20 protein-coding genes are annotated in these 20,652 nt (G+C 64.0%); 14 read left to right on the top strand and 6 right to left on the bottom strand.

Annotation, left to right across the window (positions count from 1 at the left end; genetic code table 11):
• Positions 1-103: 103 nt before the first annotated feature.
• The 3 genes from kaiC to ACP7D4_RS16505 are packed head-to-tail and all read left to right on the top strand — an operon-like array spanning position 104 to position 4,379.
• Complete coding sequence (gene kaiC, locus ACP7D4_RS16515) at positions 104-1,717, top strand: circadian clock protein KaiC (RefSeq protein WP_426210157.1); 1,614 nt, start codon at positions 104-106, stop codon at positions 1,715-1,717.
• A complete protein-coding gene (locus ACP7D4_RS16510; protein WP_426102153.1) occupies positions 1,714-2,061 on the top strand; it encodes a circadian clock KaiB family protein in 348 nt (115 codons plus the stop codon). Before kaiC ends, ACP7D4_RS16510 begins: the two co-directional genes overlap by 4 nt.
• On the top strand, positions 2,058-4,379 hold the full coding sequence (locus ACP7D4_RS16505; RefSeq protein WP_426102155.1) for a putative bifunctional diguanylate cyclase/phosphodiesterase: 2,322 nt from the start codon (positions 2,058-2,060) through the stop codon (positions 4,377-4,379). The genes ACP7D4_RS16510 and ACP7D4_RS16505 overlap by 4 nt, the downstream gene beginning before the upstream one ends.
• Positions 4,380-4,404: 25 nt before the next feature.
• Here the strand turns inward: ACP7D4_RS16505 and ACP7D4_RS16500 are convergent, their stop codons facing one another.
• On the bottom strand, positions 4,405-4,551 hold the full coding sequence (locus ACP7D4_RS16500) for a hypothetical protein (RefSeq protein ID WP_426102157.1): 147 nt from the start codon (positions 4,549-4,551) through the stop codon (positions 4,405-4,407).
• Between the two features lie 220 nt (positions 4,552-4,771).
• Here ACP7D4_RS16500 and ACP7D4_RS16495 point away from each other — a divergent pair, with 220 nt between their 5' ends.
• Together ACP7D4_RS16495 and ACP7D4_RS16490 are read left to right on the top strand one after the other, a co-directional pair.
• Positions 4,772-4,960 (top strand): hypothetical protein, encoded by a 189-nt coding sequence (locus ACP7D4_RS16495; protein WP_426102159.1) that lies wholly within the window; start codon positions 4,772-4,774, stop codon positions 4,958-4,960.
• A gap of 105 nt (positions 4,961-5,065) precedes the next feature.
• Positions 5,066-6,058, top strand: coding sequence for an alpha/beta hydrolase family protein (locus tag ACP7D4_RS16490; RefSeq protein ID WP_426210155.1), 993 nt, complete (start codon positions 5,066-5,068; stop codon positions 6,056-6,058).
• A gap of 126 nt (positions 6,059-6,184) precedes the next feature.
• Here the strand turns inward: ACP7D4_RS16490 and ACP7D4_RS16485 are convergent, their stop codons facing one another.
• Both ACP7D4_RS16485 and ACP7D4_RS16480 read right to left on the bottom strand, forming a co-directional pair.
• Positions 6,185-7,486 (bottom strand): NCS2 family permease, encoded by a 1,302-nt coding sequence (locus tag ACP7D4_RS16485; RefSeq protein WP_426210153.1) that lies wholly within the window; start codon positions 7,484-7,486, stop codon positions 6,185-6,187.
• A gap of 37 nt (positions 7,487-7,523) precedes the next feature.
• Positions 7,524-8,789: a glycerate kinase type-2 family protein gene (locus tag ACP7D4_RS16480; protein ID WP_426210151.1), complete on the bottom strand. Its 1,266-nt coding sequence runs from the start codon at positions 8,787-8,789 to the stop codon at positions 7,524-7,526.
• 100 nt (positions 8,790-8,889) lie between these two features.
• On the opposite strand from ACP7D4_RS16480, the gene ACP7D4_RS16475 reads away from it, so the two are divergent.
• The 6 genes from ACP7D4_RS16475 (at position 8,890) to ACP7D4_RS16450 (ending at position 15,695) form a co-directional block, all read left to right on the top strand.
• Positions 8,890-9,807 (top strand): LysR substrate-binding domain-containing protein, encoded by a 918-nt coding sequence (locus ACP7D4_RS16475; RefSeq protein ID WP_426210150.1) that lies wholly within the window; start codon positions 8,890-8,892, stop codon positions 9,805-9,807.
• A gap of 257 nt (positions 9,808-10,064) precedes the next feature.
• Positions 10,065-10,922: a c-type cytochrome gene (locus tag ACP7D4_RS16470; protein WP_426102167.1), complete on the top strand. Its 858-nt coding sequence runs from the start codon at positions 10,065-10,067 to the stop codon at positions 10,920-10,922.
• 66 nt (positions 10,923-10,988) lie between these two features.
• Entirely contained in the window at positions 10,989-12,356 is a 1,368-nt protein-coding gene (locus tag ACP7D4_RS16465) for a cbb3-type cytochrome c oxidase subunit I (protein ID WP_426102169.1), read from the top strand.
• Between the two features lies 1 nt (position 12,357).
• On the top strand, positions 12,358-13,188 hold the full coding sequence (locus ACP7D4_RS16460) for a CbbQ/NirQ/NorQ/GpvN family protein (RefSeq protein WP_426210148.1): 831 nt from the start codon (positions 12,358-12,360) through the stop codon (positions 13,186-13,188).
• Between the two features lie 6 nt (positions 13,189-13,194).
• The gene (locus tag ACP7D4_RS16455; RefSeq protein ID WP_426210146.1) at positions 13,195-15,261 is read left to right on the top strand and encodes a nitric oxide reductase activation protein NorD; all 2,067 of its coding nucleotides are present in this window, start codon (positions 13,195-13,197) and stop codon (positions 15,259-15,261) included.
• Between the two features lie 50 nt (positions 15,262-15,311).
• The gene (locus ACP7D4_RS16450) at positions 15,312-15,695 is read left to right on the top strand and encodes an OsmC family protein (protein WP_426210145.1); all 384 of its coding nucleotides are present in this window, start codon (positions 15,312-15,314) and stop codon (positions 15,693-15,695) included.
• A 21-nt stretch (positions 15,696-15,716) separates the two neighbouring features.
• Here ACP7D4_RS16450 and argP read toward each other — a convergent pair whose 3' ends face one another.
• On the bottom strand, positions 15,717-16,604 hold the full coding sequence (gene argP / locus ACP7D4_RS16445) for an HTH-type transcriptional regulator ArgP (protein WP_426210143.1): 888 nt from the start codon (positions 16,602-16,604) through the stop codon (positions 15,717-15,719).
• A 116-nt stretch (positions 16,605-16,720) separates the two neighbouring features.
• Between argP and ACP7D4_RS16440 the strand changes: the two genes are divergently transcribed.
• Both ACP7D4_RS16440 and ACP7D4_RS16435 read left to right on the top strand, forming a co-directional pair.
• Positions 16,721-17,335, top strand: coding sequence for a LysE/ArgO family amino acid transporter (locus ACP7D4_RS16440; RefSeq protein ID WP_426102179.1), 615 nt, complete (start codon positions 16,721-16,723; stop codon positions 17,333-17,335).
• A gap of 52 nt (positions 17,336-17,387) precedes the next feature.
• Positions 17,388-18,134: an SDR family oxidoreductase gene (locus ACP7D4_RS16435; protein WP_426102181.1), complete on the top strand. Its 747-nt coding sequence runs from the start codon at positions 17,388-17,390 to the stop codon at positions 18,132-18,134.
• A 21-nt stretch (positions 18,135-18,155) separates the two neighbouring features.
• On the opposite strand, the gene ACP7D4_RS16430 is transcribed toward ACP7D4_RS16435, so the two are convergent.
• Together ACP7D4_RS16430 and ACP7D4_RS16425 are read right to left on the bottom strand one after the other, a co-directional pair.
• Positions 18,156-18,767 (bottom strand): RNA polymerase sigma factor, encoded by a 612-nt coding sequence (locus tag ACP7D4_RS16430; protein ID WP_426102183.1) that lies wholly within the window; start codon positions 18,765-18,767, stop codon positions 18,156-18,158.
• A gap of 234 nt (positions 18,768-19,001) precedes the next feature.
• Positions 19,002-19,640: a transporter substrate-binding domain-containing protein gene (locus ACP7D4_RS16425; protein WP_426210141.1), complete on the bottom strand. Its 639-nt coding sequence runs from the start codon at positions 19,638-19,640 to the stop codon at positions 19,002-19,004.
• Between the two features lie 172 nt (positions 19,641-19,812).
• Here ACP7D4_RS16425 and ACP7D4_RS16420 point away from each other — a divergent pair, with 172 nt between their 5' ends.
• Positions 19,813-20,634, top strand: coding sequence for a class II glutamine amidotransferase (locus ACP7D4_RS16420; protein ID WP_426210139.1), 822 nt, complete (start codon positions 19,813-19,815; stop codon positions 20,632-20,634).
• The last annotated feature ends 18 nt before the right edge of the window (positions 20,635-20,652 follow it).

The raw sequence follows: 20,652 nt of genomic DNA, 5'->3' as shown, positions 1-20,652 counted from the left end.
TTTTTGCGCGGTTGTCCGAACTTCGTCTGGACCCAAAAGTCATACTTTGTCAAGGTTCCACGCTTTAAGGTGTGGTCATGTATCCAGTCGTGTTTGTTCCCAAATGCAACTAAGTAAAGCAAAGACAGGTATTATTGGCCTGGATGAACTGACCGGTGGCGGTCTGCCCAAGGGCCGTCCAACGCTCGTGTGCGGACCTGCCGGATGCGGCAAGACGCTGTTGGGAATGGAGTTTCTGGTGCGCGGTGCGCTTGAATTTGGCGAACCGGGCGTCTTTATGGCGTTCGAGGAAACCGTCGCCGACCTCACCACCAACGTCGCTTCGCTCGGGTTCGACTTGGACGACCTGGTCGCCCGGCGTATGCTGGCAGTCGATTTCGTACGCGTGGCGCGCAGCGAACTGGAACAATGCGGCGAATACGACCTCGAAGGCCTGTTCGTCCGGCTCGCTTTCGCCATCGACAGCATCGGCGCCAAGCGGGTCGTGCTGGACACGGTGGAAGCGCTGTTTCTGGGCCTGCCCGACCCTGCCATCTTGCGCGCCGAGCTGCAACGCCTGTTTCGCTGGCTCAAGGACAAGGGCGTCACGGCCATTGTTACCGGCGAGCGAGGCGATCAGGCCGGCAGCTTGACGCGCCAGGGACTGGAGGAATACGTGTCCGACTGCGTCATCGTGCTCGACAACCCTGTCACCAACCTGATTTCATCGCGCCGGCTACGCGTGGTCAAGTATCGCGGTTCTACCCACGGCAATAACGAATACCCGTTCCTGATCGACAGTAACGGCATTTCGTTGCTGCCAATCACATCGCTGGGGCTGGAGCACGAGGCCAGTGTCGAACGGGTGCCCAGTGGCGTGGCAGGTCTGGACGACATGCTCGGCGGGGACGGCTATTACCGCGGCAGCAGCGTGCTGGTGTCGGGCACGGCTGGCACTGGCAAGAGCAGCTTCGCTGCCCATTTCGCCGCCGCCGCCTGCCGTCGCGGCGAGCGCGTGCTGTACTTCGCGTTTGAAGAGTCGCCCGCCCAGATCATGCGCAACATGGCCGCAATCGGCCTGGACCTGCGCCCGGCCTTCGACGGCGCAATGCTGCGCTTCCATGCGTCGCGTCCTACCCTGACCGGGCTTGAAATGCATTTGGCTATCATGTTCCGTCAAATAGCATTGTTCGATCCGCAGGTCGTCATTGTCGATCCGCTCAACAGCTTCGTCAACGCCGGCAATGCCAACGACGTCAAGCTGATGCTGCTACGCCTGGTGGACTCGCTCAAGCGCCAGCAGATCACGGGGTTTTTTACCAGCCTGACCGCCGGCGGGAAAGCGCTTGAGCAGACCGACATCGACATTTCCTCGCTGATCGATACCTGGCTGCTGGTGCGCGACCTTGAGAGCGGCGGCGAACGCAATCGGGCACTATCGATTTTGAAATCGCGCGGCATGGCCCATTCGAATCAGATCCGCACGTTTTTCCTTACCGCCGACGGCATCGCCTTGAACGCCGACCAGCGTCAGCGCGACCAAGATATTGCCCGCATGCAGAGCGAACTGAATAGCAAAAGGGCTGCGATGGAATCGACCCTGTCCGCCATCCGCGCCGACTTCGCGCTCCAGGAGGCCGCAGCGTTAAGCGCAATCGAGCAAGAACTGGTTAGTCAGGATAACTTGGCTACCATCCACCGCCAGCGGGTCCACCTGCGCACGGACGGCCGCCCATGAACCAGATCGGCAGTGACAATGCCGGGCGCAGCGATGCCGATGCCGCCTCCGTCCCAGATGCTGACCAATGGACGCTGCGTCTGTACGTCGCCGGCCGCGGTCCGCGTTCGCTACGCGCGGTGGCAAATATTCACAAGATTTGTGCTGACAGGCTTGACGGGCGCTACCGGCTCGAAGTGATTGACCTGTATCAGCAGCCGCAGCTCGCACAGGGCGAGCAAATCGTCGCCCTGCCGTCGCTCATCAAGCGCCTGCCCCAGCCGCTGCAGATGATCATCGGCGACATGTCCAACGCGGACCATATCGTGCTTGGGCTGGGCTTGCAGGAGAGAGAAGCATTATGAAAGCAAGCAAGTCACGCTTTGGCACGCGTAAGCCAGTCGGCGCCGGGCTGGCCCTTGACGGCGTGCCCGGCGCCGGCAACGGCACCGTCCACCTGAGCGCGGGGCAGCTCAGGCAGACCGTGCGCGCCATTCGCAATGGCAAGGTCGATGCGCTGTTCGTGTCCGGACGCCAAGGCGAATGGATGTTCACGCTCAGCGGCGCCGACCACGCTTACCGCGTGCTCATTGAAGACATGTCCGAAGGGGCGCTGACGCTGACCGCCGACGGTATCGTCACGTATGCCAACCGGCGCTTCGCCGAACTGCTTGAGGTGCCGCTGCATCAAGTAATCGGTTCGCGCATCGAGGCATGGTTCGCAAGCGACAGCCACCGAGCCCTGCACGCGCTGTTGGCCGACGGCCTGGGCACCAAGCGCAGCGTTGAACTCGACCTGCTGACCGCCGCCAGGCGGCGTGTTCCGGTGATGTTATCGAGTAGCCCATTGATCCTCGAGGGCATGCCGAACGCGATCTGCATGGTCGCCACCGACCTGACCGGGCAAAAGCGCAGCGAGGCGGCGATTGAAGCGCGCCAGAGCCTGCTTAAAGCACTTGAAGAGCAGCAGCGCACCGAAGAAGACCTGCGCCAGAGTCTGGAAACCTTGCGTTTGCATGACAGCGCTTTGGGCGCCATTTCCCAAGGGGTAGTCATCACCGATCCGCAACATCGCATCACTTACGTCAACCGCGCGTTTGAAAACATGACCGGCTACACCAGCGCCGAGGTGCTGGGCCGTGCGTCGAGCATTCTCCAGGGGCCCGATACCAACGGCGAAACACTGCGCGACAAGGACGAGGCGCTGCGCACGTCGCACGCGTTTCACTGCGAGTTGCTGTGTTATCGCAAGGATGGCAGCACCTTCTGGAACGAACAGTCGATCACACCCGTGTTCGACACGGACGGCGTGGCGGCCCAGTTCGTGCGGGTGTTGCGCGATATTACCCAGCGTAAAAAAGGCGAGAATGAAATCCGCCGCCTGGCCCACTATGACCAACTGACAGGTTTGCCCAATCGCAGCCTGTTCCGCGACCAGCTGGCGCGGGAAATTAAACGCTCCACGCGCACTGGCTTGCCGATCGCGCTGTTTTTCATCGACCTCGACGGTTTCAAGGAAGTGAACGACCGGCTGGGCCACGACGCCGGCGACCAGCTGCTGCAGCTGGCCGCCCAGCGGATCAGCGTCAGCGTGCGCGAGACCGACATGGTAGCGCGCATCGGCGGCGACGAGTTCACCGTCATCCTTAGCGGCATCAATACGCTGGTCAACGTCGAACTGATCGCGCGCGAAATCATTGACGAACTGGCCAGACCCTACCTTGTTTGCGGCAAGGACATCCAGATTTCCGCCAGCGTGGGCATTACTTTGTTTCCGCAGGATGCCAACACGGCCGAAGACCTGATCAAAAATGCGGACCAGTCGATGTACGAAGCAAAAAAAGCGGGACGCGGCCAATTTAACTTTTTCACCAGCGCCATGCAGGAGGCTGCCTGGGCGCGCCTGAAGACACTCGACGCGCTGCGCTTTGCGCTGCCGCTGCGCCAATTGTCGGTGTATTACCAGCCCATTGTCGAACTCGTCAGCGGGCGCATCTTGAAGGCAGAAGCCCTGGTGCGCTGGCATCATCCGCAAAATGGTCTGGTGTTTCCCGACGAATTCATCAGTTTGGCGGAGGAAACCGGATTAATTGGCGGCATTGACGAGTGGGTGCTGGGCGAAGCGCTGGCCGATGCGAACGCATGGCGTCTGATGTTCGGCGAATCCATACAAATCAGCGTCAACCGTTCGCCAATTGAATTCATGAGCAAGGAACCGATGAAAGTACTCGACACCCATTTCGCCTCGCTTGGCTTGGCACAGATCTCGTTTGAAATTACCGAGGGCATCTTGCTGTGCGACTCGCCGTGCGTAATGGAGCGGCTCAGCAATTTAACAGCGGCCGGCGTTCAGCTAGCCATTGATGACTTCGGCACTGGCCATTCGTCGATGGCGTACCTAAAAAAATTTCATGTGAACTACCTCAAGATTGATCAGTCTTTTGTACGCGACATGACCACCAACGAAGACAGCCGCACAATCGTCGAAACGATCATCATGATGGCCCATAAGCTGGGCTTGAAAGTCATCGCCGAAGGGGTTGAAACGGCCGAGCAGCGCGACTGGCTGCGCGAGGCCACTTGCGACTTTGCGCAAGGCTATCTGTTTTCGCAAGCAGTATCGGCGCCGGAATTTGAGAAGTTGCTCAGGCAAGACAAGCTGTTGCACACGCTGCCGGCCTGAGCGACACCTCGCGACGCCGAGCGCGTCATGATCGGATGAGCGCAAGCTTGACCAGTTGCCAGCCCAGTTCGCGTCGGATTTCATCGGGCGTTGGCGGCGGCTTGGGATCGTGGGAGCGGCGTTGCAAATAGGCGCGCACTTGCTGCTTGGATGGGTGCGTCGTGTTAGCCATGACAACCCTCGCTTTCCGTTGGGTTTTGTTCAGCCTGACTGGGTCCAGGAGCACCGCCCTTGCCGCGCTCAACTTCAGTATCGAATTTCCTTCAGCACACATACTGTCCAAACGCAATATATGCCGTTTTAGTGACTGGCATGGCGCATCGTGCAAAGTGATTGAAAATGTTATTGACCGATGTTATGGTGTGCTACCTCACCATATCACAAGGATCTTTATGAAGCCCGTGCTGCACGCCCTGAAGCCACTCGCGTTGCTGTTTGCCCTGTCTGCCCTGCACGCCAATGCCCACGCAGGCGTGCTCAAGGAGCACCCCGGGAACTGGCTGGGTGAATTGAACATTCCGCAGGGCCCGACGCTAAAAAGCGGCCTCGAGATCTTCACCCGGGCCGACGGCTCGACCTAGGCCAGCTATGCAAGTCCGGACCAGGGCAGCTACGACATTCCCGTCGCCCGCATCAGCGAGGACGGCAATACCGCAGAGCTCGACCTGACTTTTGCCCAGATGACCTTGACCTGGGTTGACGATCACTTCGAGGGCGAGTGGAAGCAAGGCGGCGAAACCTATCTTGTCGACAAGCTAACGCCAGTGGCGCAGTTCCCCAACAAAACCCGGCCGCAAACGCCTGTCGCGCCCTTCCCCTACCTGGAACAAACGTTATCGATTCCAAGCAATGACGGTGTGATGCTGGGCGCCACGCTTTCTTTGCCGCGCACAAGCAAGCCGACGCTGGTGATCCTGGTGCACGGCAGCGGGCCGCAAACGCGCAACGAAGAAAACGCGGGGCACCGCACGTTTGCCGTACTGGCCGACCATCTGGCGCGCCGGGGCATCGCCGTGCTGCGCTTCGACAAACGCGGCATTTCGCGCTCCACCGGCGACTTTGCCAACCACACCCAGGCGCAGCTGACCGAGGATGTGCATGCCGTCGTCGACGCGATGCGCGCGCGCAAGCAGTTCGGGAAAGTCGGCTTGATCGGGCATAGCGAAGGCCCGATGATCGCCGCCGCAATCGCTGCCGCCTACCCGCAATCGGTCGACTTCCTCGTCTCGCTGGCCGGGGTTGGACTGCCCGGCAAACAATTGATCGTCTTGCAAGACCGGCTGGCGGCCAAGGACCGGGGCGCCACTCCCGCCGAGCAGGATCGCCTGGCAGCGTACGTCGGCACGTTTTATGACATCGTCAATCGCCAACACCGACCCCGCAGCGCGGATCGCGGCGCTCAAGGCGATGCGCAGTGCCCTGCCGGCGTCGGACCAGGAATTGATCACGAAATACAAGATGACCAACGGTACGCTTTCACTCTCGATGGCAGGCGAACCGGCGCTGCGCGTGATCCTGATGGCCAATCCAGACGACAACTGGCGCGCCGTCAAGGTACCCGAGCTGGCCTTGAACGGCAGCATCGACCACCAAGGCGGTCGAGAGCCTGGCCGGCATTGTTGCCTCGCTCAAGGCGGGCGGCAACCGTCACGTGGAATCGGCCATACTGCCGTCGATAAACCACGCCCTGCAAACGGCGCTGACCGGCGCGGAACCCGAATATGGGACGATTGACGAAACCGTCGCGCCCGTGGTGCTGGATCGGGTCGCCGCGTTCGTCGGCAAGCAGCGCCCGGCGCGCGCACCTACCCGGCGCCCAGGTAAGCGAACTTGAACAGGAACACGGCGGCAATGACCCAGACGACCAGCCGCACTTCGCGCGCGCGCCCCGTCAGCAGCTTGAGCGCCGCGTAGGAAATGAAGCCGAACGCCACGCCCGTGGCAATTGAATAGGTGAACGGCATCGTCAGCGCGGCAATGGCGGCGGGAACGCTTTCGGTGCTGTCGCTCCAGTCGATGTCGGCCAGTTCGCGCAGCATCAGGCAAGCCACGTACAGCAGCGCGGGCGCGGTGGCATAGGCCGGCACCACGGAGGCGAGCGGCGAAATGAACAGGCAGGCCAGGAACAGCAAGGCGACCGCAACCGCAGTCAAGCCCGTACGCCCGCCCGCCTGCACGCCGGCGGCGCTTTCAATGTACGCCGTCGTGCTCGAGGTGCCCAGCACGGCCCCGGCGGCAATGGCCACGCTGTCGGCCAGCAGCGCCTTGTTCAGCCGTTCCATCTTGCCGTTGACCAGCAGGCCGGCACGGCTGGCAACACCCATCAGGGTGCCGGTCGCGTCGAACAGTTCCACCAGAAAGAACACCAGCACCACGTTGAGGATGCCGACCGACAGCGCGCCCATGATGTCGAGCTTGAACAGCGTGGCGTCGATCAGGGGAATGGGCGCCACCACGCCGTTGAACTTGTTGTCGGCAAAGAAAAAACTGAGCACCGTCACCAGCAGGATGCCGATCAAGATCGCCCCCTTGACGCGCAGTTTGTCGAGCGCGACGATGATGAAAAAGCCGGCAATGGCCAGCAAGGCGCTGGCCTGGTGCAGATCGCCCACGCCCACCAGCGTGGCCGGATTGGCCACCACGATGCCGGCGCTGCGCAGCGCGATCAGGCCCAGGAACATGCCGATGCCCACCGTGATGGCGGTGCGGATGGCGCGCGGAATGCCGTTGACGATCATTTCACGCAGTTTGAAGACGCTCACCAGAATGAACAGGCAGCCCGAAATGAACACCGCACCGAGCGCCACCTGCCACGGCAGCCCCATGCCCTTCACGACCACGTAGGCAAAATAGGCGTTCAAGCCCATGCCGGGCGCCAGCGCAATCGGGTAATTGGCATACAGGCCCATGATCAGCGTGCCCAGCGCGGCGGCCAGGCAGGTGGCGACAAATACCGCATCCTTGGGCATGCCGGCGTCGCCCAGGATCGATGGGTTGACGAAGATAATGTAAGCCATCGTCAGGAAGGTCGTCAGGCCGGCCAGCAGTTCGGTCCGCACGTCCGTGCCGTTTTCCTTCAGCTTGAAAAAATGTTCCAGTATCGACATGCCGCTCTCCTGTGCGCTCTTCTGTAGTAGGCAGAGCTTACAGCACCAGCAGCGCGCGCAGGTCGTTCACATTGGTGCGCGTGGCGCCGGTCACCACCAGGTCGCCCAGCGCAGCAAAAAAGGTGTAGGCGTCATTGTTTTCCAGCAGCGAGCGCCCATCCAGGCCGAGCGCGGCGGCGCGCTCCAGCGTATCGGGCCCGCACACGGCCCCGGCATTGTCCTCGGAGCCATCGATGCCGTCGGTGTCGCAGGCAATCGCGTACACCCCGCGCGCGCCGTCCAGGGCTAGCGCCAGGCTCAGCAAATACTCGGCGTTGCGCCCGCCGCGGCCCGTGCCGCGCACGGTCACCGTGGTTTCGCCGCCCGACAAAATCACGCACGGCCGCACGAGTTGGAGCGCGACCCGGCGCGCGAGGGCGGCATGTTCGAGCGCCACCGCGCGCGCCTCGCCCTCGATCGCGTCAGACAAGATGAGGGGCGTGATGCCGGCAGCGCGCGCGAACGCGGCAGCGGCCGCCAGTGCATCCTTGGCCGCCGCGATCACCTGCACGCTATTGCGTTCAAAGCCAGGCGCGCCCGGCTTGGGCGTCTCGCCGGCACCGGATTCAAGATGCGCGCGCACCTCGGGCGGGGTAGCGATCCCGTATTCGCGCAGCACGGCCAGCGCATCGGCGCAAGTGGTCGGGTCAGGCAGCGTGGGGCCGCTGGCGATGGTGCCCGGGTCGTCGCCCGGGACATCGGAAACGAGCAGCGTGACCACGCGCGCCGGCGCGCAGGCCAGCGCCAGGCGCCCGCCCTTGATCGCCGACAGGTGCTTGCGCACGCAATTGATTGCCGCAATCGGCGCGCCGCTCTTGAGCAGCGCGCGGTTGATGGCTTGCTTGTGTTCGAGCGTGACGCCGGGCGCGGGCAGCGCCAGCAGCGACGAGCCGCCGCCCGACACCAGGCACAGCACCAGGTCATGTTCGGTCAGCGCGCCGGCCAGCGCCAGCATGCGCGCCGCCGCGTTCCTGCCTGCCGCGTCCGGCACCGGGTGGGCCGCCTCCACCACCTCGATCGTCTGGCACGGCGCGCCATGGCCGTAGCGCGTGACGACCAGGCCGGACAAGGCGCCCTGCCAGTGCAGTTCCACGCTGCGCGCCATGGCGGCGGCGGCCTTGCCCGCGCCCAGCACCAGCGTGCGGCCCTGCTCGGGCGACCGCGGTAAATGGGGCGGCAGGCAGCGCGCCGCGCCGACCGCGTCCACGGCCGCGCCAAACAAGCCTTGCAGGAATGCGCGCGCGTCTTGGGCGTTCATGTTCATGGGCCAACCTCGCAAAAAAACCTACTGTATAAACGAAGCTGCTCCCCGTCAACCTGGAATGCATGACATGGCATCGCGATTTTGTATTGTAGAATTTGCCATGTTAAAACTCAGCCTCGATGCCTTGCTCACCGTCGACACGATCGCGCGCCGCGGTTCGTTCGCCGCCGCTGCCAAGGAACTGTTCCGCGTCCCCTCGACCATTTCCTACACCGTCACCAAGCTGGAGGAAGACCTGGGCGTCAAGCTGTTTGAACGCTTCGGGCCGCGCGTGGCGCTCACCAGCGCCGGCGAAGAATTGCTCAAGGAAGGCCGCTACCTGCTCAAGGCGGCCAGCGACCTGGAAGCGCGCGTGCGGCGCGTGGCATGCGGCTGGGAAACCGAACTGACCATCGCAATCGATTCGATGCTCTCGCCCGCAGGCCTGCTGGGCGACATTGCCGCGTTCTACGACATTGCCGACCAGACCCGCCTGCGCATCGGCAAGGAAGAGCTGTCCGGCACCTGGGAAGCGCTGCTCGAGCGGCGCGCCGACCTGTTGATCGGCGCGGCGGGCGCCGGCCCGTCCGGCGGCGGTTACACTGCCGAGCCGATGGGCACGGTGTCGTTCGTCTTTGTCGTGGCCCCAGACCATCGGCTGGCGGGCGTGACCCACCCCCTCGGCAAAGCCGACCTGAGCCACCACCGCGCGATATCCGTGGCCGACTCGGCGCGCCTGCTGCAACCACGCACCGTTGGCCTGCTGTTCGGCCAGGACACGCTGGCCGTGCCCGACATGTTGACCAAATACCAGTTCCAGCGCGCCGGCATCGGCTTCGGCTTTTTACCGGAGAACTGGGTGCGCGACGACATCGCGCGCGGCCTGCTGGTGGAAAAGGCGGTCGAAGAAAGCAAGCCCGATGAAACGCTGTACCTGGCGTGGCGCAGTGGCGAAACGGGCGCTGCGCTCACTTGGTGGAAGGAGCGCCTGCGGGCCGACAATCCGCTGGCGCGCATGCTGGCCTCGACGCATGCTTGAACGCCATGCGCCTTTAAGCGCGCCGTAGCGCGATCATTTTCTGTTGTTCATGCTCACCGCACGATTGAAAACGGCGCCGAAAAAAAATGCGCAAGTGATAAGCTTGACCCGTATTCTCATGGAGGTCGCATGCAACGATGGTCCGTTTCGATCAAGCTGTTTGCCTACGTGGTGGTGGCGCTGATGCTGGCAGCCATGGCCTACGCCGCCTTTACGGCCGCTAAATATTGGCCTGCAATCAGCGTGTAGCGGGCTCCATGAACAAACGTCAAGCACGCTTGTTTGCGATCGGATCGTCGCTGCTGGCCGTCGTCGCTTTCATTGGTCTGACCATCGACAGCCACCGCCAGTTCGGCAAGCTGACCAACGCGGACAAGATCACCGCCGAGGTCAGCCGGGGAAAGGATGTGTGGCACAACAACAATTGCATCAACTGCCACACCGTGTTTGGCGAAGGTGCGTACTACGCGCCTGACCTGACCAAGATCACCAAGCTGCGCGGCAACGCTTATCTGACGGCCTACATGCGCGACCCGTCCAAGTTCTACGACGAAACGCGGCACCGGCGTTTGATGCCCAAGCAAGACTTGAGCGAACGCGACATCAGCGACCTGATCGCCTTTCTCGATTGGATCAGCAATGTCGACAACCAGAACTGGCCGCCGCGCCCGCTGCTGGTCACCGGATCGACTTTCCCCGGCACCGATCTTGGCGTGGGCCAGAGCACTGCAGTGGCACAGGCCGGCGCACCGCCGGCGGCGCGGCCGGTCAAAGGCGGCGACAATCCGATTGCGCTTGGCGAACGGGTGTTTCGCAGTGCCACCCCGGCCTGCGCCGCCTGTCACTCGATCGCGCCCGGGGTGAACATGGCCGGCCCTTCGCTTGCCGGTCTGGTCGCGCGCACCGAGGCCATGCTCGCGGGCGGCGCCTACAAGGGCAAGGCGACCGACGTTGCCGGCTATATCGCCGAATCGGTGCGCAATCCCAGCGCCCACCTAATCTCCGGCGCCATGTATTCGGCCAATGGCGTCTCGTTCATGCCCGACACCTATGGCAAGTCCCTGACGCCGGGGCAGATCGAGCAGTTGACCGCTTACCTGACTTCCCTGAAATAACCCGAACCGCAAGCGCCATGGCCCCGCCATGCCGGTTGCAACCGATGCCCCTGCTGGAGTCTTGCCATGAGATACAAGTCGCAATCCGTCGCCTACTGGTATTTTGCCGTGGCCCTTGCCCTGTTCGGCTTGCAGCTGGTGTTCGGCCTGCTGTCCGCCACCAAGTACCTGGGACCGGATCCCCTGCTGTATATCCTGCCTTTCGACGTCACCAAGGTGATCCACACCAACCTCTTGATCGTCTGGGTGCTGGCCGGGTTCATGGGCGCGACCTACTGGATGGTGCCGGACGAGTCGCGCACCGAACTGCACAGCACCAAGCTGGCTTACATCCAGCTTGTTTTGTGGGTGCTGATGGGGGTAACCGCCATCATCGGTTACCTGTTTCGCTTTGGCACCGGCAACAAGCTGCTGGAACAGCCGCTGCCGCACAAGATCGTCATCGTCATCGTGATGCTGATGTTCCTCTATAACATTGGCATGACGATCCGCAAGGCGGGCCGCCTGACCACCTCCGAAGGCGTGCTGATCGGCGGCCTGGGCCTGGCCGCGCTGCTGTATCTGCCCGCCTTGCTGCACTATGAAAACTATACCGTGTCGATCTACTACCGCTGGTGGACCATCCATTTGTGGGTGGAAGGCGTATGGGAAATGATCCAGGGCGGCTTTCTGGCCTACCTGCTGATCCGGCTTTCCGGCGCCGACCGCGAAGTGATGGAAAAGTGGCTGTATGTAATCGTCGGCCTGGTGTTCATTGCCGGCGTGCTGGGTACGGCCCACCACTACTATTGGGTGGGCGTGCCGAGCTATTGGCTGCCACTGGGCGGCTTTTTCAGCGCGCTTGAACCGCTGGCGCTGATCGGCATGGCCATCTTTGCGTACTCGACTATCCGCCGTTCCGGCATGGCGCACCCCAACAAGCTGGCCCTGCACTGGACGGTGGGCAGCGCCGTGTTTACGCTGTTTGGCGCCGGCCTGCTGGGCCTGGCCCATACCTTCCCGTCAGTGAACAAGTGGACCCATGGCACCTTGATTACCGCCATGCACGGGCACGCCGCCTTTTACGGCGCGTATGCCATGATCGTGCTGGCCATGATTACCTACGCCGCGCCATCGCTCACGCGCCGCCCCGAAGAGGGCACTGCCATGGGCTACTGGTCGTTCTGGCTGCAGCTGGGCGGCATGTTCGGCATGACGCTCTCGTTTGCCACGGCGGGCATCGGCCAGGTCTACCTGGAGCGCATCATGGGCCTTGGTTTTCTCGACACCCAACTGAAAATCCAGATCCACTTCGTCATGCTGATCATCACCGGCTCCATTTTTGCCGTCGGGGTCGCCTTGTTCATCATCGATTTCTTCCGCCACGCGCCACGGTTCGAGGTGTCGACCGAACCGGAACCGGCCTTGCGTCCGGTCCAGGCCAGGGGCGCCTGACTTGAACGATCGCATCGACCCCGACCTCGACCTCGACCTCGACCTCGCAGCGCGCGCCGAAGCGCCGTATTACCTGCCCAGCGGCGGCGAAGTAGCCCTGTTCGAACAGTGCCATGCGCGCCAGCTGGCCGTCATGCTCAAAGGGCCGACCGGCTGCGGCAAGACCCGCTTTGTCGAGTACATGGCCTGGCGCCTGGACCGGCCGTTGATTACCATCTCTTGCCATGACGACTTGAGCGCGAGCGACCTGGTCGGGCGCTTCCTGATCGGCGCCCAGGGCACCGAATGGCACGACGGCCCGCTCACGCGCGCAGTGCGCGAAGGGGCAATTTGCTACCTCGACGAAGTGGTGGAAGCGCGCCAGGACACGGTGGTGGTGATCCATCCGCTGAGCGACCACCGGCGCATGCTGCCGATTGACAAGACCGGCGAACTGCTGCCTGCCGCGCCCGGTTTTCAGCTGGTGGTTTCCTACAACCCGGGCTACCAGCGCATGCTCAAGGACATGAAGCCGAGCACGCGCCAGCGTTTCGTCGCACTCGACTTTGCGTTTCCATCGCAAGAGCAGGAAACGGCCATCGTCGAGCGTGAAGGCGGCGCCCCATACAGCCTGGCGCACGCGCTGGTGACACTCGGGCGGCGCCTGCGCACCCTGCAAGACCGCGGCCTGGCCGAAGTGCCCAGCACGCGCCTGCTGATTGCCGCGGCGCGCCTTGCAAGCAGCGGGATTGCCGTGCACCAGGCCTGCTACGCGGCGATCGTAGCGCCGCTGTCGGACGAGCCTTCGCTGGTCGCCGCCATGCGCGACCTGGTCGACGCCAGCTTCGTCTAGCCGGCCATGGCCGAGGCGGAAGACGTTATTACCGATGCGGCGCGCCACGCCACGGTTTTCGTACGCGCCATGTGGCAGCGCCATCGCGCCTCGGCATCCGCATCTGCACCGCGCCCGCTTGCGCTGCATGACATGGCCGCGCGCCTCGACCTGCTTGCCAGCGCCGTGTTCGGCCGCAATTTTACCGTGCGCGTGGCGCAGACACCCGCGCCGCCGACCTGGCTCAACAAGCTGTTTCTGCGCGGCCAGGCGCCGGCCCAGGGCGCCGCCTTGCCCTGCACGGACGGATACAGCATCTGGCTGCCGGCCAGCTTTGGCGCGGACTTGAACGACGCGGTGGCAACCCAGCGTTACCGGGTCGTGATGCTGCAGCAAGCCATGCGCGCCGTGCGTGGCAGCGCCCTGCACTGTCCGTTTGATGCTTCCCCCTTGCTGCAAGCACTGTTTCTGGTGCTCGAAGCGCGCGCGGCCGACGATGCGCTGGTGCGCCTGCTGCCCGGCATGGCCGCGCCACTTGCGGCCACGCGCGCCCGCGCGCTGCGCGAGCGGCCACCGTTGTCGGCCTTTGCGCCTGCGCTGCAGGTGCTTGAACGGCTGGTGCGCGCCGTGCTGAACGCCGCGCCCGGGGCACCCTTGCCGAGCGCCAGCGTACCCGGTCTCGACACCGGCGGCTTGCGCCTTCCTGCCACGGCGGGCGAGGTGCTGGACCAGGCCCGACAACTGCATCGCATGTTGGGCGCGTCGGTAGGCAGCGTGCGCGGACGCGTGCTATTTATCGATTGCTGGAGCGGCCAGTTGCGAGCGGCGCCAGGCGCGCCCGCGCAAACCGGACTTGCGGAGCACGCCGAGGACGCCGCAGGGGGCGCGCCGCGCGCCGCCCGTCTGGCGCGTCGTCCAACTGTTCGCCCGCCAGGCGAGGACGAAGACGAAGACGGGCCGCCAGGCCCATCCATGGTGCAGACTGCGCAGCCACACGAGCAGGCCGAAGACCCGATGGGTTTGCAGCGCCCGACCGACCGCGATGCCACCAGCGCCGCCCAAGACTTTGCCGACTCGCTGGCCGAACTGCCGGAGGCGCGCCTGGTCAGTTCGCCCGCACCGCCGAAAGAAGTGCTGCTGTCGGACGATCCGCCCGAAGCGGCTGTCCGCCAGGCCGGGGCCGGCGCCGCGCAAGCTGACGCCGAGCAGCGCCACTATCCCGAATGGGATTATCGCAGCCAGGCTTACCGCGAACCCGGCGCCACTGTGCTGCTGTCGAGCGCGGCGTCGGGGCCACGGCAATGGGTGGAGCAGATTCTGGCCGAGCGCGGCGCCATGCTGCGCGAGATCCGGCGCCGTTTCGAGCTGTTGCGCGCGCAGAGCACGCGCCTGCGCAAGCAGCTCGACGGCGCCGAGATCGACATGCAAGCCTGGGCCGACAGCCAGGCGGACTTGCGCGCCGGGCTGCCGCTGGCGCAGCGCCTGTACCAGTCGGAGCGGCGCGCACGGCGCGACATGGCCGTCATGCTGCTGGTGGACGTGAGCGGCTCCACCGATGGCTGGATTGCACAGAACCGGCGCGTGATCGATATCGAGCGCGAGGCGCTGCTGCTGGTGTGCATCGCGCTCGACGGCATGGACGAACGCTTTTGCGTGCAGGCATTCTCGGGCCAGGGGCCGCAGGGCGTGGTGGTGCGCAAAATCAAGGACTTCGGCGAGCGCTATGACAGCACGGTAGCGCAGCGCATTGCCGGCCTTGAGCCGGAAAAATATACCCGCGCCGGGGCCGCCATTCGCCATGCGTCTGCCGTGCTGATGGCCGAGCCGGCCGAGCATCGGCTGCTGTTGCTGCTCTCGGACGGCAAGCCGAACGATGTGGACGAGTATGAAGGGCGCTACGGCGTCGAAGACATGCGCCAGAGCGTGACCGAGGCGCGCCTGCAAGGCATTGCGCCGTTTTGCCTGACGGTCGACCGGCAAGCGGCAAACTACCTGCCGCTGGTGTTCGGGCCGCAGCACTATGCGCTGCTGCCGCGCCCGGAACTGCTGCCGCTGATCTTGCTCGACTGGCTGCGCAAGCTGATGAGGCCTTGACAGCGCGTACATGTTGGATAATAGGTCAATATCCCGACCAGGAGCTGGACATGGAAATCAAGGTTTATCGCGGCGCCGGCAAGCTGCAGCACGTCATCGAGATCGGAGCGCACCAGGTGCTCACCGACGAACCGGTGGAGTTTGGCGGCGAAGATACCGGCCCCGCCCCGCACGACTTGCTGGCCGCGTCGCTTGGCGCCTGCACCGCGCTGACCGTCACGCTGTATGCGCGCCACAAGCAATTCGACTTGCAGGATGTCCAGGTCCGCGTAGAGCACGAGCAACAGGACGGCGCCTACGTCTTCACGCGGCACATCCATTACGTGGGCCAGCTGGACGACGCACAGCGGGCGCGCATGACGGCGGTGGCGAACAAGTGCCCGATCCATAAGCTGTTGTCCGGCAAATTTGCGATCGTCACTGAGGAAGAATAAAGGTAAAACTCGCCTTGACGGTCATTGCAGCAAGACTGCGCGGGCGGCGGCGACCACCTGCGCGCTGAGGCGCTCGAGCTTGGGCGACTGTACGCGCCAGGAATGCCAGTACAGCATCACGTCAGTCGGTTTGTCGGGCGCCAGGTCGACCAGTTTGCCCTCCTCCACGTCGTTTGCATACTGCTGCTCGGGAATCATGCCGTAGCCCAGCCCCAGCCGCACCGCGTTGGCGAAGGCATCGCTGGCAGGCATGTAATGACAGGGGTAACTTCCCGGCGGCAAGCCCAGCTCGCGCAGCAAAAAGTCCGATTGCAGTGTGTCCTTGCGGTCGAACACCATCAGCGGGGCCACGCGCGCCGCTTCGCGCTGCAAGCCGTCGGGAAACCAGGTCCGTGCGAAGGCGGGACTGGCCAGCAATCGGTAGCGCATCACGCCCAGCGTCTGCACCTCGCAGCCGCGCAGCGGCTCGGCGTGGCTGGACACGCCGGCCAGCGCCAACCCCTGCGCGAGCAAGGTGTAGGTGTGGTCCTGGTCGTCGAGCATGATGTCGAGCAGGATGTATTCGCGGATCAGGAAGTCGGCCAGGCCCGGCAGCACCCAGGTGGCCAGCGTGTCGTTGTTGACTGCCAGCGCCACGCTGAGCGGGCGCGCCGCGTTCTCGCCGCTGTCGGCGATGAATTCGTCTTCCAGCAGGCGCGCCCGGCGCAGATATTGCACCAGGCGCTGGCCGGCGGCCGTCGCCCGGCACGGCTTGCTGCGGATGATCAGCGGCATGCCCAGCTCGCTCTCCATCGCGCTGACCCGCTGCGACACGGCCGACGCGGTCAGGTGCAGCCGCACGGCCGCCTGTTCGAAACTGCCGCTGTCGATCACGGCCAGCAGCGCTTCCCCCTTGCGAGCATCGAGCATGCCATGCCTCCAACATTAACGAATCTTAATTATACTGAGATAAATTAAATTGCCTATGTTTGCCGCCTGCTGGACGGCAAAATGACTGTCATTGACCACGCTGACAGGCAGACACCATGTTCGACCTCACCATTTTCCTGAACGGCTCCGGCGTCGCCGCAGGCCTGATCATGGCCATCGGCGCCCAGAATATCCACGTGCTGCGCACCGGCATCCGGCGCCAGCACGTGGGCTTGACCATCGTCACCTGCATCTTGATCGACGCCGTCCTGATCGCCTTGGGCGTGGCCGGCGCCGGTACGTTGATCCAGTCCTCGCCCACGCTGCTGTCGGTGGCCAAATGGGGCGGCGCCGCGTTCCTGCTGTGGTACGGCTTGCGCAGCTGGCGCGCCGTGTTCGCCGACGGCGCCATGCAGGTGGCGCTCGACCAGGTGCGCACCACGCGCCGCCAAGCCTTGCTGCAGGTGCTGGCGCTGTCGCTGCTCAACCCCCACGTCTACCTCGACACGGTGGTGTTGCTGGGTGCAATCGGCGCCGCCTTTCCCGCCCCCGGGCGGCCATCCTTCGTGGCGGGGGCGGTCTGTTCGTCGGCAATCTGGTTCACGTCGCTAGGCTACGGCGCGACCCGCCTGTCGCGCCTGTTCGCCAAGCCGCTTGCCTGGAAGTGGATCGACGGCATCGCCGGCACCATCATGCTGGCCTTGTCGGCCTCGCTGGCGGCCGGCGCCTGATGCTGCTTGACTCCAAACACCCATTGGGCCCTGGCCGGTATAGACTGACGCCATGCAAAAAATTATCCTTATCACGGGCGCGGGGCGCGGCATCGGCGCCGCCTGTGCGCTGCTGGCCGCCAGGCGCGGCTACCAAGTGTGCGTCAATTACCGGACCGACCATGCCGCCGCCGCGGCCGTGGTGGCCGCCATCGCGCAGGGGGGCGGCGAAGCGATGGCCGTGCAGGCTGACGTAGCCGACGAAAGCGCCGTGGAAAACCTGTTTGCCCGGCTCGACGAGCGCTTCGGCACGCTGAGCGCATTGATCAACAATGCCGGCATGCTGTCGCGCCAGATGCGGGTCGACCAGATGGATAGCGCGCGCATCAACCGCATCCTGGCCACCAACGTCACCGGCAGCTTTTTGTGCGCGCGCCAGGCGGTGCTGCGCATGTCCACCCGGCATGGCGGCGCGGGCGGCGCCATCGTGAATATATCGTCGCGCGCCGCGGTGCTGGGCTCGGCCGGCGAATATGTCGACTACGCCGCGTCCAAGGCGGCCGTCGATGCCTTGACCACGGGTTTGTCGCGCGAAGTGGCGCACGAAGGCATCCGCGTCAACGGCGTGCGCCCCGGCCTGATCGACACCGCCATGCATGCCAGCGGCGGCGAACCGGGCCGCGTCGCGCGCCTGCAAGCGTCGGTGCCCATGCAGCGCGGCGGCCAGCCGGGCGAAGTAGCGCAGGCCGCCTTGTGGCTGCTATCAAGCGAAGCGTCGTACACGACGGGCACCTTCATCGACGTCTCGGGCGGGCGCTGAGCGGCATCTCGTCGCCCGTAGTCACGCTGCGCGCGCGCCGCATGCGCTTGCCATGGCATGCGACGACTGCTCAAGGTGGCGCCGGATCTGCCGGCAGCCGCGCCTGATCCAGGTTTTCGCCGTACCCAGCGGGATGGTCATTTCCATGGCCACTTCGTGGTGCGTCATGTCATGAAAAAAAGCCAGTTCGATCGCCTGACGCGATAGCATGCCCAGCGTCGCAATGCCGGCGGCGAGCTGGCGCTCGCGCTCGGCTTGCTCGGCGGCCTCGCACGGCCCGCCCGCCAGGTCGATGCTGGCCGAGGCGGCGTCGTGGCTGTCGTGATCGGTCAGGTGTTCACGGCGCGCGTTGGCGCGCACGCAATCGATGGCCTTGTTGCGCACGATCGTGCTCATCCATGTCATGGGCGCCGCGCGTGCGCAGTCAAAACGGCGTGCATCGCGCCAGATGGCCAGAAAGCTCTCTTGCACCACTTCTTCGGCAATGTCGCGCGACTGGACGATGCGGCCGGCAAAACGCAGCAGGCGGCGCGACGACAAGGCATGCAGCTGGCCAAAGGCGCGCGCGTCGCCGCCGCCGACACGGCGCAGTAACGCGACAAGTTGATCCGGTTGGGCTTCACGGGGCAGCATGCTCTTCTCTCGATCCAGGTTTAACGCGTAAGTTGAGGTCGGCTGACCTTGCCGGCCAGCTCGTCCACTTATACGTGCGTTTTACCCGAATCGAACGTGCGATAACGAACACTCAACAAGGAATACAGCGCCCTGCCGAACAAGTGTTGGTTTTAATGTTGATTCAATGACCAGAGCCGTGCGGCTTGCCAAAGCCCACCGCCCTTTTTGCGCTATTTCGCGATGGCCGTTCGCTCAACGCGCACGCGCCCAGCTGGCGTGGATGCGGGCCAGTTCGCCATTGTTTTTGAGCGTAAAGAGCGCCCTGTCGAGCAACTGGCGCGCCCCCAGGGGCGTCTTGCGGCTGACATGAAAATAGATCGGCTCTTCCTTGACGACCCAGTTGCTGTCGTCAACCTGCAGGCCCAGCGTGCGCAGCTGCGCCGCGTAGGCTGCGCTGCGCTGCGTGTTGATCAGCGGCTTGAGGCGCACCAGCTCGGCCATGCTGGAAACCGTCGTCCTGTCGTCGCGGCGCGCGGCAAGCCGGTGCTTGACGGTGTACAGGGGCGGGCCGGCGATGACGGCAATCTGGCGCCGCCGTTCGCTCTCGAGCAGGGCGCGGGCGCCATCGATAGCGCCGCTGGCAAGGCCCTGTTTGAGGAAAGGCAAGGAGCGCGTTTCCAGCTCGCGCGCGAAGCGCAGCCCTGGTTCCACTTTTTCAATCGCGGCCAGGATATCGGGACACAGGCCCGTCAACTTGCCCCTGCCCACGATCCACTTGGGTGGAATACTTTCCTGCGCCAGCACGCGCAAGGTGATCGGCGCGGCTTGGGCGTGGGCCAGAGCGGCGATGACTGCCAGTGCACAGACTGGGAGCCTGACAAGTGGATGCATGATGTTCTCCGGGGAGCGTTTTGATTGTAGGCCTGCGAAAAAATAAATACCAGAACAAAACACGCGACGGTGAGGCAGCAACGCGGTTTTTGCTATATCCATTCTCGAAAACATTCGTTCACCTGCAAGGCGGCCCGCACTAGACTCGGTGCAAAGGTCAACAAGGAACAACATGTGCCAGCTTCTCGGAATGAACAGCAGCAAACCTGCCGCGCTGGGCTTCAGCTTTGCCGGCTTCGCCCAGCGCGGCGGGCGCACAGGCGAACACAAGGATGGCTGGGGCATCGCTTACCATGACCCGGACCGTTGCCACTTGATTACCGACCAGCTCGCCTCTTCGGACTCGCCGCTGGCCCGCCAAGTAAGCCAGGCGCCCCAGCGCTCGCGCAATGTGCTGGCGCACATCCGCAAGGCGACCCAGGGCTTGCCATCGCCCGACAACAGCCATCCGTTTACCCGCCTGCTGTGGGGCCGCACCTGGTCGTTCGCCCACAATGGCAACCTGGAAGCGTTTCATCCGCTGTTGGATGGCGCCTTTCGCAGCATCGGGCAAACCGACAGCGAACGCGCCTTTTGCTTTTTGCTGACGCGACTGCAGGCCAGGTTTCCCGCTCGCGCACCGGGACGCGCCGACTTGTTCGCCGCTATTGCCGACATCGCAGCGAGCGTTGCCCGCTACGGCAGCTTTAATTTTTTGCTGTCCGATGGCGAGGTGCTTTTCGCGCACTGTTCCACGCACTTGCATTATGTGGTGCGCGAATATCCGTTTCGCCGCGCACACCTGATCGATTGCAATGTGGCGATCAATTTCGGCCAGCACAACCATCTGGACGACCGCATGAGCGTCATCGCCACCACCCCGCTGACCACCGGCGAAGCGTGGCACGCCTTCGCGCCGGGCGAACTGAAAATGTTCGCGCACGGCGCGCCCTGCGCGGTCGGCGACGCGGCGGCGACCGCGCCCGCATGCATGGGCCTAGCGATCAGTTACTAAGCGACCAACGCAGCTACG

Origin of the sequence: Massilia sp. TWP1-3-3 (genome assembly GCF_049897805.1) — a bacterium.
Classification (GTDB): Bacteria; Pseudomonadota; Gammaproteobacteria; order Burkholderiales; family Burkholderiaceae_D; genus Telluria_A.
Note: the sequence above shows the minus strand (reverse complement) of the source record. Positions and strands in the feature narration are given on the sequence as shown.

Coding starts and splice junctions, on each gene's coding strand:
- ACP7D4_RS16440 (WP_426102179.1), top strand. CDS start 16,721: ATGTTCGACCTCACCATTTTCCTGAACGGCTCCGGCGTCGCCGCAGGC.
- ACP7D4_RS16470 (WP_426102167.1), top strand. CDS start 10,065: ATGAACAAACGTCAAGCACGCTTGTTTGCGATCGGATCGTCGCTGCTG.
- ACP7D4_RS16420 (WP_426210139.1), top strand. CDS start 19,813: ATGTGCCAGCTTCTCGGAATGAACAGCAGCAAACCTGCCGCGCTGGGC.
- ACP7D4_RS16475 (WP_426210150.1), top strand. CDS start 8,890: ATGTTAAAACTCAGCCTCGATGCCTTGCTCACCGTCGACACGATCGCG.
- ACP7D4_RS16510 (WP_426102153.1), top strand. CDS start 1,714: ATGAACCAGATCGGCAGTGACAATGCCGGGCGCAGCGATGCCGATGCC.
- kaiC (WP_426210157.1), top strand. CDS start 104: ATGCAACTAAGTAAAGCAAAGACAGGTATTATTGGCCTGGATGAACTG.
- ACP7D4_RS16495 (WP_426102159.1), top strand. CDS start 4,772: ATGAAGCCCGTGCTGCACGCCCTGAAGCCACTCGCGTTGCTGTTTGCC.
- argP (WP_426210143.1), bottom strand. CDS start 16,604: ATGCTCGATGCTCGCAAGGGGGAAGCGCTGCTGGCCGTGATCGACAGC.
- ACP7D4_RS16500 (WP_426102157.1), bottom strand. CDS start 4,551: ATGGCTAACACGACGCACCCATCCAAGCAGCAAGTGCGCGCCTATTTG.
- ACP7D4_RS16505 (WP_426102155.1), top strand. CDS start 2,058: ATGAAAGCAAGCAAGTCACGCTTTGGCACGCGTAAGCCAGTCGGCGCC.
- ACP7D4_RS16485 (WP_426210153.1), bottom strand. CDS start 7,486: ATGTCGATACTGGAACATTTTTTCAAGCTGAAGGAAAACGGCACGGAC.
- ACP7D4_RS16465 (WP_426102169.1), top strand. CDS start 10,989: ATGAGATACAAGTCGCAATCCGTCGCCTACTGGTATTTTGCCGTGGCC.
- ACP7D4_RS16425 (WP_426210141.1), bottom strand. CDS start 19,640: ATGCATCCACTTGTCAGGCTCCCAGTCTGTGCACTGGCAGTCATCGCC.
- ACP7D4_RS16455 (WP_426210146.1), top strand. CDS start 13,195: ATGGCCGAGGCGGAAGACGTTATTACCGATGCGGCGCGCCACGCCACG.
- ACP7D4_RS16450 (WP_426210145.1), top strand. CDS start 15,312: ATGGAAATCAAGGTTTATCGCGGCGCCGGCAAGCTGCAGCACGTCATC.
- ACP7D4_RS16480 (WP_426210151.1), bottom strand. CDS start 8,789: ATGAACATGAACGCCCAAGACGCGCGCGCATTCCTGCAAGGCTTGTTT.
- ACP7D4_RS16435 (WP_426102181.1), top strand. CDS start 17,388: ATGCAAAAAATTATCCTTATCACGGGCGCGGGGCGCGGCATCGGCGCC.
- ACP7D4_RS16430 (WP_426102183.1), bottom strand. CDS start 18,767: ATGCTGCCCCGTGAAGCCCAACCGGATCAACTTGTCGCGTTACTGCGC.